Source organism: Nonomuraea phyllanthi, assembly GCF_006334985.2.
In the GTDB taxonomy this organism is placed as follows: domain Bacteria; phylum Actinomycetota; class Actinomycetes; order Streptosporangiales; family Streptosporangiaceae; genus Nonomuraea; species Nonomuraea phyllanthi.
Map to the genome: position 1 here is coordinate 255,353 of NZ_VDLX02000001.1, position 13,103 is coordinate 268,455.

The following is a 13,103-nucleotide window of genomic DNA, read 5'->3' on the forward strand; positions in this document are numbered from 1 at the left end:
CCGCGCGCGCCCTGGTCCCCCACGCAGCGGTACGGCCCCCGCCGCGTGGCGAGGGCCGTACGTGGGGCGCGGGCTCAGCCCATGTGGACCGGCGCGCCCTCGGTCTTCCTGCCGGCCTTGACGAACAGCGTCAGCGCGGCGGTCAGCACCGCGATGCAGGTGCTCACGATGAAGGCGAGGTGCATGCCGTCCATGAAGGAGTTGTGCACGGCGTCGCCGATCTGCTGCGGCAGGCCGGGAGGCGCGGCGCCGAACGCGGCGGCCTTCTCCAGCGCCGTCAGCTGCGCGGGCGGGATCGCCTGGGCCGCCGGGCCGAGGTAGCCGGCCAGCTTGTCGGAGATCTCGCCGGCCATCACGGCGCCCAGGATGGCGGTGCCGAGCGCGCCGCCGACCTGCATGGCCGACTGCTGCACGCCGCCCGCGACACCGGTCAGCCGCTCCGGCGCGTTGCCCACGATGATCTCCGTGGCGCCGACGAACACCGGCGACATGCCGAAGGCCAGCAGCACGAACGGGATGCCGCTCTCGATGAACGACGCATCGATGCTGAGCCGCGACATGAGGAACATCGAGAACGCGGTGATCAGCAGACCGGCCGCCATCGTGATCTTCGGCCCCAGCCTGCCGATCGCCATGCCGGCCAGCGGCGAGGCGACGATCATGCCGGCGCTCATCGGCAGCATGCGCAGGCCGGCCTCCAGCGGCGACAGGCCGTGCACGCCCTGGAAGAAGAAGCCCAGGAAGAACATCGCCCCGAACATCGCGAACGCGACCATCATCATCAGCACGGTGCCGATGGAGATCGAGGCGTTCCTGAACAGCGACAGCGGCACCAGCGGCTGCCCGCCCCGCTTCTGCATCGTGCTCTGCCAGAAGATGAACAGGGCGATGAGCACCGCGAAGACGGCGATGAAGGTCAGCGTCGTGCTGTCGCCCCAGCCCCACTCGGGGGCCTTGATGATGGTCCAGACCAGCGAGAACATCGCGCCCGACAGCAGCAGCACGCCGAGCCAGTCGATCCTGGCCATCGTCTGCGACCGGTTGTCCTTGATCAGGAAGATGCCCATGGCGAGGGCGACGACGCCGACGGGAGCGTTGATGAAGAAGACGGTCTCCCAGCTCGCCTGCTCCACCAGCACGCCGCCCACGATCGGGCCGGCCGCGCTGGACAGGCCGATGATCGCGCCCCAGGCCCCCATCGCCTGGTTGAGCTTCTCACCCGGGAACGCCGTGCGCAGCAGCGCCAGCGCGGCGGGCTGGAGCAGCGCGCCGAACAGGCCCTGCAGCACCCGCAGGCCGATCAGCATGCCCACCGGCGAGACGCCGGGAATGATGTCGGACACTTCGGCGCTGAGTCCGATGCCCACAGAAGAGAGCGCGAAGCCGCCCACACCGATCAGGAACACCCGCTTGTGCCCGAACAGGTCGCCCAGCTTGCCGGCGGTGATCAGGAACACCGCCAGCGCCAGCAGGTAGCCGCTGGTCACCCACTGCAGGTCGGACAGCGAGGCCTTGAGGTCGGCCTGGATGGACGGGTTGGCGATGCCCACGACCGTGCCGTCGAGCATGACCATGATGACGCCAAGGCTGACGGACAACAGCACGAGCCAAGGATTGCCGCCGGCCCCCGTCTTGGCCGGTCTCGGCGATGGCGGAGCGTCAACCGCCTTCGCGTGAGCCATGAGTCCCCCTAAGTACAGCCCCCACCGGGGCATAGATCACCTAAAACTGTAGGTAATCTATGTCATGCCATGACTAATCACAATCGATTTTTAATCGTCGCTCTATGACTTATGGCACACTGTGACAGAAAGGTTGCGAGGGAGTGGCCACTGTGGGTCTTCGGGAACGCAAGAAGGAGAAGACACGCCTGGCGATCCTCGACGCCGCGCTCGACCTGTTCCTCGAACAAGGATACGAGTCGACCACGGTGGAGCAGATCGCGGGGGCCGTCGACGTCTCCCCACGCACCTTCTTCCGCTACTTCACCAGCAAGGACCATCTGGTGCTGTGGTTCCACGACCACGGCGAGGAGATCATGCTGGAGACCTTGTCCTCCCGCCCGGCGGACGAGCCGGCCTTCACGTCGCTCATGCACGCGATGCGGGCCGTGCTCGAAGACGTCGAAGGGTCAACGCCCGACGATCGCGAGAGGTTCCTGAAGCTGCGGCGGCTTCTGGACGAGCATCCGCGCCTGGTGGGGCTCTCCGTGGCCAGGGGCGCCCAGACCGATCGGCGGCTGGTCGAGGTGGTCGCCGCCCGCCGGGGCGTCGACCCCGACGAGGACCAGCTCTCCCACCTCATCGTCGCCTTCGCCTCGTGCACGATGCGCGTCGGCTTCGAGTGCCCGCGCCGCGACGCCACCGTGCCGGAGATCTCGCGCCGGATGGCGGAGACCATCGAGCTGGCCGAGCGCTCGCTACAGCCGGGCTGGGACCGCTGAGGGCCCGAAGGCCGGGCGGACGCGGGCGAGTGCCTGGAGTGGCTTCGAGGGTCGTCGTCCCAGAAGGTCGGTTCGCCTCAGAAGGTCGGTTCGCCACAGAAGGTCGGTTCGCCACAGAAGGTCAGTTCATCGTCGGGTCTTCCGGGTGGGTCGCCACGAAGGCCAGCTCGCCGGGCTGGCGGCGCAGCACGTGACGCCAGAGCGCCCGCGGATCGGCGTGGAAGGTGTCGCCGACCTCGGAGTCGACGACGTACCAGGCGCCCTCGGCGATCTCGCTGGCCAGCTGGCCCGACGACCATCCGGCGTACCCGGCGAAGATGCGCATCTGCGCGATCTCCCCCTGAAGGATCTCGGGCGGGGCGTCCAGATCGACCGTGCCCAGCCGCGAGACGGCCGGGGTGCCCGAGTGCAGCCTGCGCCAGCCGAGCGGCTCCTCCCCGCTGGGCACCGCGGCCAGCGCGAGCGCGCTGTCGGTCTGCACGGGGCCGCCCTCGAAGAGCACGGAGGGCCCCGTCACCAGCGGATCCCACACGGGGAGCACCTGGGTGACCGAGATGTCGCTCGGCCTGTTGAGCACCACACCCAGGGTGCCCCCGTCGTGGTCGTGTTCGAGGATCAGCACGACGCTACGCCGGAAATTGGGGTCGTCGAGAAGCGGCGTCGCCACCAACAAACCGCCGACGTAGATCGCTTCCGCCATACATCCATCATGAACGCTGCGGGGACCTGACGCTCCCCCGGGCGCGCGATGTTACTTTTCGTAAGCACATGGGCACCTAAGGTAGCAAAGATCGCATTCCGGGGGTGCTCATGCGCATACAGACACGTCTCGTCCTGGCCGCCCTACCGGTGTGCGCGACGTTTCTGCTCTTCCCCGGCAGCGCGCAGGCCTGGCCATGGCCCGACGACCAGGGCGACCCGTTCACGATGACGGTGGACGACGTGCACTGCCGCTCGGGACGCGTCGAGGTCACACTGCACAACCAGACCCGCCAGCTCGTACGCTTCGACCTCCGGGCCGACGGGGAGAGCGTGGCGAGCGGCTCCATCCCGGCCCGCAAGACGATCGTCAGGGCCGTGGCGGTGCGCAAGGGCAGCACGGCCGAGATCGAGGCGTACTCGGTGGCCGACAAGCAGCCGGACACGCTCATCGACTCCACCCGCGCCAGGAACGACTGCCCCTGGGGGCACCACCGCGGCAACCTGCCCTTCACCGGCCCGCCCACCGACCTCATCGGCAAGCTGGCGACGGCCGGCGGCCTGATCGTGATGGGCGGCATCCTGTGGTGGTACGGCTCCATCTGGCCGCGCTCGACCCCATGAGCCTCCTCACGGGGCGCCCGGGTCCCGCATGACGAAGGCTCCGGCCCTGGCGGCGACCAGCGCCCGCGCCACCGAGCGCTCGGCGTCCTCCAGCGTCACCGGCTCCCGCGTGACCACCAGCCGGTAGTACAGCGGCGCCGAGACGGCCCTGATCAGCTCACCGCCGTCCGTCCCCTGGGGCAGCTCGCCGCGCTTGACCGCCAGGTCCACGGTGCCGGCCCACTCGCCGATCCGGCGCTCGTAGAAGACGCGCAGCGCGCGGGCGGCCTGTTCGTCGCTGGTGGCGGCGGCGATCATGGCCTGGAACGTGGCACCGAGGCGCCCGTCGTTGATCGCCCTCAGGACCGACAGGGCGTTGGCCATCAGGTCGCCCTCGATGTCGCCCGTGTCGGCATGGGGCATGGACTGGGTGGCCAGCTCGTTCATGAGGTCGGTGACCAGGCCGGCCCGGCTGCCCCAGCGCCGGTAGACGGTGGTCTTGCCGACACCGGCCCTGGCCGCCACCTGGTCCATGGTCAGCCCATGGAACCCGTGCTCGACCAGCGCGTCCTGCGTGGCGTCCATGACCGCCGCGCGGACCCTCGCCGTGCGTCCCCCTGGACGCACGGTGCCCGCTGAACGGGACGGTTGGTCCATCAACTCTCCTCGTCGCAACGTTCCACTCTAACGGAACTCTCATCCCATTAGGGGTCGGCATCGCATTTCCCCCAACCTCCTGGACGCTGACACGACGTGATCGGTTCCATTCACAGAGTTGTTCGGCTATGCCGAACGATGCTGCGCTAGGGTGCGGGTGTGGGAGAGACGATTCAGTCGGTAGAGCGGGCGGCCGCGATCCTTCGGCTGCTCGCCTCGGGGCCGCGCCGGCTCGGGGTCGCCGAGCTGGCCAGGGCGCTGGGCCTGCCGAAGGGCACGCTGCACGGCATCCTGCGCACGCTGGTCCACGTCGGGTTCGTCGAGCAGGACGAGGCGAGCGGGAAGTACCGGCTCGGCGCCACGCTGCTCCATCTCGGCACCAGCTACCTCGACGTCAACGAGCTGCGCACCAGGGCCATCAACTGGGCCGACGCGCTGGCGGGGCGCAGCAGGGAGAGCGCCTGGATCGGCACCCTGCACGAGGGTCACGTGCTGGTGATCCACCACGTCTTCCGGCCCGACGACAGCCTGCAGACCCTCCAGGTGGGCACCTACCTGCCGACGCACGCCAGCGCGCTGGGCAAGGTGCTGCTCGCCCACGACCCGTACGGCGAGGCACTCGACCGGCCGCTGGAGCCGTACACGAAGCACACGATCGTCGACCCCGCCGCGCTGGAGGAGGAGCTCGACCTCGTCAGGACGCGCGGGTGGGCGGGCGAGACGGAGGAGCTGACCGAGGGCGAGGTGGCCATCGCCGCGCCCATCAAGGACCCGCGCGGGCTGGTGGTGGGAGCCATCGGCATCCGCGGCGCCGTCGAGCGGCTGGCCCCCGGCGGCGCCCTGCACATGGAGTTCGTCTCGTACGTACGGGACGCCGCCCGCGCGATCACCCGCTCACTTGAACATCCCTGAGCCTCGAAATAGCATTCGTTCGGCATTGCCGAACCCGATCCGAGCGAGGAACCCCGTGCCCACACCTCACTACGTCGCAGCCATCGACCAGGGCACCACGTCCAGCCGCTGCATCGTCTTCGACCAGGCCGGCAACATCATCTCCGTCGCCCAGCGCGAGCACCGCCAGATCTTCCCCAAGCCCGGCTGGGTCGAGCACGACGCCGGGGAGATCTGGGAGGCCGTGCAGGGCGTTCTGGCGGAGGCGGTCGGGGGCGCGGGCATCGGCGACGGCCGGATCGCCGCGCTCGGCATCACCAACCAGCGCGAGACCACCGTCCTGTGGGAGCGGGCCACCGGCCGGCCCGTCTGCCCGGCGATCGTCTGGCAGGACACCCGCACGGCGCCGCTGACCAGGGCGCTGGCCGAGCACGAGGGGCTGTTCAGGGAGCGGGCCGGGCTGCCGCTGGCGACGTACTTCTCCGGGCCGAAGATTCGCTGGCTGCTGGACGAGACCCCGGGTCTGCGGGAGCGGGCCGAGCGCGGCGAGGTGCTGTTCGGGACGATGGACAGCTGGCTGCTGTGGAACCTGACGGGCCGGCACGTCACCGACGTGACCAACGCCAGCCGGACGATGCTGATGAACCTGCGCACGCTGGCCTGGGACGACGACCTGCTCGCCGCGCTCGGCGTGCCCCGCGCGATGCTGCCGGAGATCCGCCCGTCCGCCGAGGTCTACGGGCACACTCCGGACGGCGTCCCGGTCGCCTCGGCGCTCGGTGACCAGCAGGCGGCGCTGTTCGGGCAGACGTGTTTCGCGCCCGGCGAGACCAAGAGCACCTACGGCTCGGGCAGCTTCCTGCTGATGAACACCGGTCAGGAGCCTGTCGCCTCCAAGCACGGCCTGCTGACCACCGTCGGCTACCAGATCGGCGACGGCCCGGCCACGTACGCGCTGGAGGGCTCCATCGCGGTCACCGGGTCGCTCGTGCAGTGGCTGCGCGACAACCTGGGACTGATCTCCAGCGCGGCCGAGATCGAGACGCTGGCGCGGACGGTCGACGACAACGGCGGCTGCTACTTCGTACCGGCCTTCTCGGGCCTGTTCGCGCCGCACTGGCGCTCGGACGCGCGCGGCGTGATCGCCGGGCTGACCGGTTTCGTCACCAAGGGGCACATCGCGCGGGCCGTGCTGGAGGCGACGGCGTGGCAGACCCGCGAGGTGGTCGACGCGATGAACGCCGACTCCGGGCTCGACCTGACCACGCTGCGCGCCGACGGCGGCATGACCGCGAACAACCTGCTCATGCAGACGCTCGCCGACGTGCTCGCGGTGCCGGTGATCCGGCCCATGGTGGCCGAGACGACCGCGCTGGGCGCCGCGTACGCCGCCGGGCTGGCGACCGGCTACTGGCCCGACCTCGACAGCCTGCGCGCCAACTGGCACAAGGCCGCCGAGTGGCGCCCGGCCATCGACGAGGCCGCCCGCGAGCACGGGTACCACAGCTGGAAGAAGGCCGTGGCCCGCACCCTCGACTGGGCCGAACAGTAGGGAGCCTGCCAATGGAGACCACGACCTGCGCCGACCGCGCACGGACCCGGGAGGAGCTCGCCCGCACCGCCTACGACCTGCTCGTGATCGGCGGCGGCATCCTCGGCACGTCGGTGACCTGGATGGCCGCGCAGGCCGGGCTGCGGGTGGCCATGGTCGACGCGGGCGACTTCGCCGGCGCCACCTCCAGCGCCTCGTCCAAGCTGGTCCACGGCGGCCTGCGCTACCTGCAGACCGGCAACGTCCGGCTGGTCGCCGAGAACCACCGCGAGCGCCGCGCCCTGGCCGCCGACATCGCGCCGCACCTGGTCAAGCCGCTGACGTTCCTGGTGCCGATCTACAAGGGCGGGCCGCACGGGGCCGCCAAGCTGGGCGCGGGGGTGTTCCTGTACTCGGCGCTGTCGGTGTTCGGCGACGGCATGGGCAAGGTGATCAGCCCGCACCAGGCGCTGGCGAAGGTGCCCGCGCTGCGGACCGAGGGCCTGCGCGCCGCCGCCGTCTACGGTGACCACCAGATGAACGACAGCCGCGTCGCGGTCATGACCGTCCGGGCCGCCGTCGACGCGGGCGCCGTCGTCCTCAACCACGCCGAGGTCGTCGGGCTGCGCAAGACGGGCGGCACCGTCACCGGCACGATCACCGGGGCCGACCTGCGCGACCGGCTCGACGGCACCGAGTTCGGCGTGTCCGCCCGGCTCGTCCTGAACGCCACCGGTCCGTGGGTCGACCACCTGCGGCGCATGGAGGACCCGAGCGCCGCGCCCAGCATCCGGCTGTCCAAGGGCGCCCACCTGGTGCTGCGCCGCCACGAGCCGTGGAAGGCGGCGCTGACCACGCCGGTCGACAAGTACCGGGTGTCGTTCGCCATCCCGTGGGAGGACCACCTGCTGCTCGGCACCACGGACGAGTCGTACGAGGGCGACCCCGGCGCGGTCGCCGCCACCGAGGCCGACATCGCGCAGATCCTCGGCGAGGCCGGCCACGCCGTACGCGACGAGCAGCTCAGGCGCGAGGACATCACCTACGCCTTCGCGGGGCTGCGGGTGCTGCCCGGCGGTCCTGGCCAGGTCGCGGCGGCCAAGCGGGAGACGGTGCTGACCAGGGGCGCGGGCGGCATGCTGTCGGTGGCGGGCGGCAAGTGGACCACCTACCGCCACATCGGCAAGCACGTCCTCGACACGCTCGCCCACCTGCCGGGGCGGCCGCTGGGCGACGACCTGGCCGACATCCTGCCCGCCGTGCCGCTGCCCGGGCTGGCCAGCCCCGACGCGGTGGCCCTGCGGCTCTGGACCGACCTCGACCCGGGCACCCGGATGGACCCGCTGGTGGCCAGGCACCTGGCCACGCACTACGGGTCGATCGCGTTCGACCTGGCCCGGCTCATCCGCGACGACCCCGCGCTAGGGGAGCGCATCCACCCGGACGGCCCCGACATCTGGGCCCAGGCGGTCTTCGCGCGCGACCACGAGTGGGCGGCCACGGTGGACGACGTCGTACGCCGCCGCACGACCCTCACGGTCCGCGGCCTCGACACGCCGGAGGTGCGGGCCGGGATCGGGCGGCTGCTCGCCTGACGTCCTGGGAGGTGGCCTGCCCGCCCGCCGGGGAAGGGGGGTGGCATGTGCACTCCCATGAACGAAGCCCTGCTCCGCCACTTCCGCGACCTGCGCGACGGCATCCACGGCGAGGCCGTCTCGCGGGAGGACAAGGAGCGCCTGTTCGTCACGGCCACCGAACTGCTGGACCCGGTGGCGCGCAGGGCCCTCTCCGAACTCGACGCCGACCTGCTGCTCGGCACCGGGAGCGTCGTGGCCAGCGGCGTCACCCGGTCGCGCGAGGGCGGGCTCAACGCGATGTGGTCGCTCACGTGGCCGGAGCAGCGCGCGAGCCACGTCCAGCCGATCGCCGTCGTGGCCCACTACGGCTGCGACTTCCACCACCCGCACCTGCGGGGCAACACGGTCGGCGACTGGCCGCTGAACGTCTTCACGCCGGCGGACGCCGAGGCCCAGCTCGACACGCTCCGCGTCATCGCCGCCGCCGACGCCCACAACCTGGTCTTCCAGGAGACCTACGCCCTCATGCCCGCCCTCACGGTCGCCTGACCGCCCGGGCACGGCACCCACACGGGTCACCCCTGCCCATCTCAAGGGAGCGCACAACCACAACAGCCGGTGCCCGCACAGCCCACCCCCGCCGCGCGGCCGACCAGCGAGCCGCCACACCGCCAAGCCGCCCAGCCCCGGCCGGCGGCCTCGAAACCGATCAGGAGCAGCAACCCCCAAGCGGGCCGGAGGCTGCGGCACCGAGGCCGGTCAGAAGCGGACGGTGGCGCGCCCGGACGCCACGGACCCGGCCAAGAATCCCGCCGTAACGGCGCCCGGCCCTGTGCGGGTCAGTGAGCGTCTCCCTGGAGGCCCCCAACCGGGGTCGGCGGGAGGCGCCAGGCCGGCCCCGCCGTAACTCTAAGTAATCACGCCTCGGTGAAGCCGCGGGCGCGACCGCCGGCGGACTCCCGGACGGCCGCGGCGACGGCACCCGCCACGTCGGGGTGGAACACGCTGGGAATGATGTAGTTGGGCCCCAGCTCCTCCGGCGTGACGACGGCGGCCAGCGCGCCGGCCGCCGCGAGCAGCATCTCCTGCGTCACCCCGCCCGCCTGCGCGTCGAGCAGCCCGCGGAACACGCCCGGGAAGGCCAGCACGTTGTTGATCTGGTTGGGGTAGTCGGAGCGCCCCGTGGCCACCACGGCCGCGTGCTCGCGCGCCTCGTCGGGCGACACCTCGGGCTCCGGGTTGGCCAGCGCGAACACCACCGGGTTCTTGGCCATCGTGGCGATGTCGTCGCCGGTCAGGATGCCCGGCGCGGACACCCCGACGAAGACGTCGGCGTCCTTGACGGCGCCGCGCAGGTCTCCGGAGTAGCCCTCGGCGTTGGTGTGGTCGGCGATCCAGCGCAGCGACTCGTCGAGGTCGTCGCGCCCGCCGTGCACGGCCCCGAGGTAGTCGCAGACGATGACGTTACGGGCGCCGGCCGCGAGCAGCAGCCGCAGCACCGCGTTGCCGGCCGCCCCCGCGCCCGCCATGGTGATCTTGACGGTCTCGATGTCCTTCTCGACGACCCGCAGCGCGTTGGTGAGCGCGGCGAGCACGCAGATCGCGGTGCCGTGCTGGTCGTCGTGGAAGACGGGGATGTCGAGCAGCTCGCGCAGGCGCCGCTCCACCTCGAAGCAGCGCGGCGCGCCGATGTCCTCAAGATTGATGCCGCCGAAGCCGGGCGCGATCACCTGCACCGTGCGGACGATCTCGTCGACGTCCTGCGTGTCGAGGCAGATGGGCCAGGCGTCGATGCCCGCGAACCGCTTGAACAGCGCCGCCTTGCCCTCCATGACCGGCAGCGCCGCCTCGGGGCCGATGTTGCCGAGCCCCAGCACGGCGGAGCCGTCGGTGACGACGGCCACGGTGTTGCGCTTGATGGTCAGCCGCCTGGCGTCCTCCTTGTTGCGCGCGATGGCCATCGACACGCGCGCCACACCCGGGGTGTAGGCCATGGACAGCTCGTCGCGGTTGCGCAGCGGCACCTTCGACTTCATCTCGATCTTGCCGCCGAGGTGCATGAGGAAGGTGCGGTCGGACACCTTGTGGATGACGACGCCCTCGACCGCCTCGAGCTGGTCGACGATGGCCTGCGCGTGATCGGTGTCCCTGGCGGCGCAGGTCACGTCGATGCGGAGCTTCTCGTGGCCGGCGTTGGTGACGTCGAGGGCGGTGACGACTCCTCCCGCCGACTCTACGGCGTGGGTGAGCTGGCTGACGGCCTTGCCGCCGGCCGGCACTTCGAGACGCACGGTGATGGAGTACGACACACTCGGGACGGTGGCCACGTCAATCGCTCCTTCGGGACTGACCAAGAATTCCCCCATGATAGGGCTCCCCAGGTCAATCCAGTGCCTCGGCCGCCGTGACAATCAGCTCGACGCACGTCGGAACGGGAATCGTCGTGCTGTCGACGACGAGATGATATTGACACGGGTCCGCGGGATCGATCCGGTAGAAGTGGCGCACGTAGGCCACCCTGGCGCGGTCGTTGTCCTCGATGATCTTGCGGGCCTCGCGTTCGCCGATCCCCGAGAGCGTGGCCGTCTGCCGGATCCTGCGCTTGACAGGCGCGTCGAGGCGTACGTGGAGCGCGCCAGGACGGTCGGCCAGCACCGCGGCGCCCGCCCTGCCGAGGAACACGCCGCCCTGCTCGTCCGCCATGTCCTTGAGCATGCGCTCGGCCGCGCGGACGAACTCCTCGGGCGCGTGCGGCATCGCGCCCGGGACGTACATGTCGACCCCGCCGAACGTGACCGTGGGCAGCCGCATCGCCCCTGAGAGCAGCCGCCCGAGGCCGTGCTCGGCCCGGTCGTCATGGGCCAGCGCCTCCTCCAGCGTGCAGCCCAGCTCCTGGGCGACGGCGCTGGGGATGGCGCGGTCGACGAACGGCACGCCGAGGCGCTCCGCGACGGCCGGGCCGATCTGGCTGCCGGCCGTGCCGTAAGTCGCGGATATGGTGACGACCCGCATGGCCCCAGGTTAGAACAGTGCGCTCGCCAAAGCTCTACGTGCTTTCGCCAAAGATGGGTCGTCGCCCGGCAAGGTGTCGAACAAGCCGAGCAGATGGCGCCTCGCCCTGTCACGCTCGTCACCCGAGGTGCGCTTGACCACGGCGATGACGCGCTCGAACGCCTCGTCGACCGAGCCGGACAGCATCTCCAGGTCGGCGGCGAGCAGGTGCGCGTCGATGTCGGCAGGGTCCTGCAGGCGCCGCTGGACGTCGGCGGGGTCGGCCCCCTCGGTGCGCTTGATCAGCGTGACGCCGGCCAGGCCCATCTTGGCGTCCTCGTCGCCCGGCGCGCGGGCCAGCAGCCGCTGGTAGGCGGCCGCCGCCGCGTCGAGGTCGCCCTTCTCGATGGCCTCCTCCGCGGCCAGGAGGTCGGGGTCGGCGGGCGGCGCGGCGGGCGCCTCTTCAGCGCCGGGCGCCTGCTGCGGCCGGGCGCCGGGGTTGGCCTGGTAGAACTGCTCGACCGCGCCCATCAACTCGTCGAGCCAGCGGCTCACCTCCTGCTCGGGCAGCACCTGCTGGAAGCCGGTGACGGCCTGCCCCTGGAAGATGGCCAGCACGGTCGGCACGGCCTGCACGCGCAGCGCCTGCGCGATCTGCGGGCTGGCGTCGACGTTGACCTTGGCCAGCACGGCCCGGCCGGCGAGGTCGCCGACCACCTTCTCCAGCACCGGGCTGAGCTGCGCGCTGCCCGGCGCCCGCGGCGACCACAGGTCGAGGATCACGGGGACGGTCATCGACCGGTCGATGACCTCGGTCGTGAACGTCTCCTCGGTCACGTCGACGACCGAGCCCGGCGCGGCCGCCTGGGGACCCGCGGTCTCCCGCCGGGTCTGTGCCTCTAGGGCCTGCTTGCGCGCGCCCAGGTCCACCGCTCCGTAGAGCGACCCGGGCCTAGAGAAGTCCGCCATGCTCTTCATCTTGCCGCATCGGCGACGCGGCGAAGTCACCCGCCGCCACCCTGAGGGTGCGCAGCTGGGTGAACATCTGGTGGAGTTCGTCCTCGGCGTACATCGTGAGGCCGAACTCGGCGGCCATCAGGTCGCGGGTGGCGCGCTCCACGACGTCCCTTCCCGCTCCGGTGATCTCGGCGAGCACGCCGCGGCCGTCGCGCGGGTTGGGCAGCCGGGTGACGAACCCGGACTTCTCCAGCCTGTCCACCGTGTTCGTGACGCTGGTGGGGTGCACCATGAGCCGTTCGCCGATCTTGGACAGCGGGAGCGCGCCCGTCTTGCTGAACGTCAGCAGGACCAGGGCCTCGTAGCGGGCGAAGGTCAGGTCATAGGGCTTCAGCAGCGCGTCGAGCTGGGAGAGCAGGATCTGGTGCGCCCTCATGATGGACGTCACCGCGGCCATGGCGGAGGAGGGCCCGAAGTGGGCGCGCCAGCTCTCCGCGGCGCGGTCGATGGGGTCGAACGGCAGGTTGAGCGGCTTGGGCTGCGACACAGCGCATACGGTAGCGCGCCCCTCGTCCCGGTTCGTCTGGTCACCCCTGACGACAGGGCTCCCCGCTTGACCAAGAATCCGGACATCAATCATCACGCTCAGTTATGGTTCTCGTACGTATGGTGACGCGGACGCCAAGTCCATCGGCCTGTGGGGACAGGCCGGGCTTGCCCGCCCGTCTCGCCGAGGGGCACGGGGGGTGCTTGA

Annotated in this window: 13 protein-coding genes; 6 read left to right on the forward strand and 7 right to left on the reverse strand. The window is 71.0% G+C overall.

The window, feature by feature from the left end; genetic code table 11:
• Positions 1-74: 74 nt before the first annotated feature.
• On the reverse strand, positions 75-1,682 hold the full coding sequence (locus FH608_RS01230) for an MFS transporter (RefSeq protein ID WP_139627848.1): 1,608 nt from the start codon (positions 1,680-1,682) through the stop codon (positions 75-77).
• A 152-nt stretch (positions 1,683-1,834) separates the two neighbouring features.
• On the opposite strand from FH608_RS01230, the gene FH608_RS51185 reads away from it, so the two are divergent.
• Positions 1,835-2,443: a TetR/AcrR family transcriptional regulator gene (locus FH608_RS51185; RefSeq protein ID WP_193318181.1), complete on the forward strand. Its 609-nt coding sequence runs from the start codon at positions 1,835-1,837 to the stop codon at positions 2,441-2,443.
• Positions 2,444-2,564: 121 nt separating this feature from the next.
• Here FH608_RS51185 and FH608_RS01240 read toward each other — a convergent pair whose 3' ends face one another.
• Positions 2,565-3,143, reverse strand: coding sequence for a YqgE/AlgH family protein (locus FH608_RS01240; RefSeq protein WP_139627849.1), 579 nt, complete (start codon positions 3,141-3,143; stop codon positions 2,565-2,567).
• A 110-nt stretch (positions 3,144-3,253) separates the two neighbouring features.
• Here FH608_RS01240 and FH608_RS01245 point away from each other — a divergent pair, with 110 nt between their 5' ends.
• Positions 3,254-3,766 (forward strand): hypothetical protein, encoded by a 513-nt coding sequence (locus FH608_RS01245; protein ID WP_139627851.1) that lies wholly within the window; start codon positions 3,254-3,256, stop codon positions 3,764-3,766.
• A 6-nt stretch (positions 3,767-3,772) separates the two neighbouring features.
• Here FH608_RS01245 and FH608_RS01250 read toward each other — a convergent pair whose 3' ends face one another.
• Positions 3,773-4,402, reverse strand: a complete 630-nt coding sequence (locus FH608_RS01250) for a TetR/AcrR family transcriptional regulator (RefSeq protein WP_139627852.1) — start codon at positions 4,400-4,402, stop codon at positions 3,773-3,775.
• Positions 4,403-4,561: 159 nt separating this feature from the next.
• On the opposite strand from FH608_RS01250, the gene FH608_RS01255 reads away from it, so the two are divergent.
• From FH608_RS01255 to FH608_RS01270, 4 genes are read left to right on the forward strand one after another with little or no spacing between them, the layout of a single operon-like run.
• Complete coding sequence (locus tag FH608_RS01255; RefSeq protein WP_139627853.1) at positions 4,562-5,314, forward strand: IclR family transcriptional regulator; 753 nt, start codon at positions 4,562-4,564, stop codon at positions 5,312-5,314.
• 55 nt (positions 5,315-5,369) lie between these two features.
• Complete coding sequence (gene glpK / locus FH608_RS01260; protein ID WP_139627854.1) at positions 5,370-6,845, forward strand: glycerol kinase GlpK; 1,476 nt, start codon at positions 5,370-5,372, stop codon at positions 6,843-6,845.
• Between the two features lie 11 nt (positions 6,846-6,856).
• Positions 6,857-8,419: a glycerol-3-phosphate dehydrogenase/oxidase gene (locus FH608_RS01265; protein WP_139627855.1), complete on the forward strand. Its 1,563-nt coding sequence runs from the start codon at positions 6,857-6,859 to the stop codon at positions 8,417-8,419.
• A 57-nt stretch (positions 8,420-8,476) separates the two neighbouring features.
• Positions 8,477-8,950, forward strand: coding sequence for a hypothetical protein (locus FH608_RS01270; RefSeq protein WP_139627856.1), 474 nt, complete (start codon positions 8,477-8,479; stop codon positions 8,948-8,950).
• 368 nt (positions 8,951-9,318) lie between these two features.
• Here the strand turns inward: FH608_RS01270 and FH608_RS01275 are convergent, their stop codons facing one another.
• Genes FH608_RS01275 through FH608_RS01290 form a run of 4 tightly spaced genes read right to left on the reverse strand, consistent with a single transcriptional unit; the run spans position 9,319 to position 12,896 of the window.
• Entirely contained in the window at positions 9,319-10,728 is a 1,410-nt protein-coding gene (locus tag FH608_RS01275; RefSeq protein WP_139627858.1) for an NAD-dependent malic enzyme, read from the reverse strand.
• 55 nt (positions 10,729-10,783) lie between these two features.
• Positions 10,784-11,413, reverse strand: coding sequence for a cytidylate kinase-like family protein (locus tag FH608_RS01280; protein ID WP_139627859.1), 630 nt, complete (start codon positions 11,411-11,413; stop codon positions 10,784-10,786).
• A gap of 9 nt (positions 11,414-11,422) precedes the next feature.
• A complete protein-coding gene (locus FH608_RS01285; protein ID WP_139627861.1) occupies positions 11,423-12,361 on the reverse strand; it encodes a tetratricopeptide repeat protein in 939 nt (312 codons plus the stop codon).
• The gene (locus FH608_RS01290; RefSeq protein ID WP_139627863.1) at positions 12,345-12,896 is read right to left on the reverse strand and encodes a MarR family winged helix-turn-helix transcriptional regulator; all 552 of its coding nucleotides are present in this window, start codon (positions 12,894-12,896) and stop codon (positions 12,345-12,347) included. The genes FH608_RS01285 and FH608_RS01290 overlap by 17 nt, the downstream gene beginning before the upstream one ends.
• Positions 12,897-13,103 lie beyond the last annotated feature (207 nt).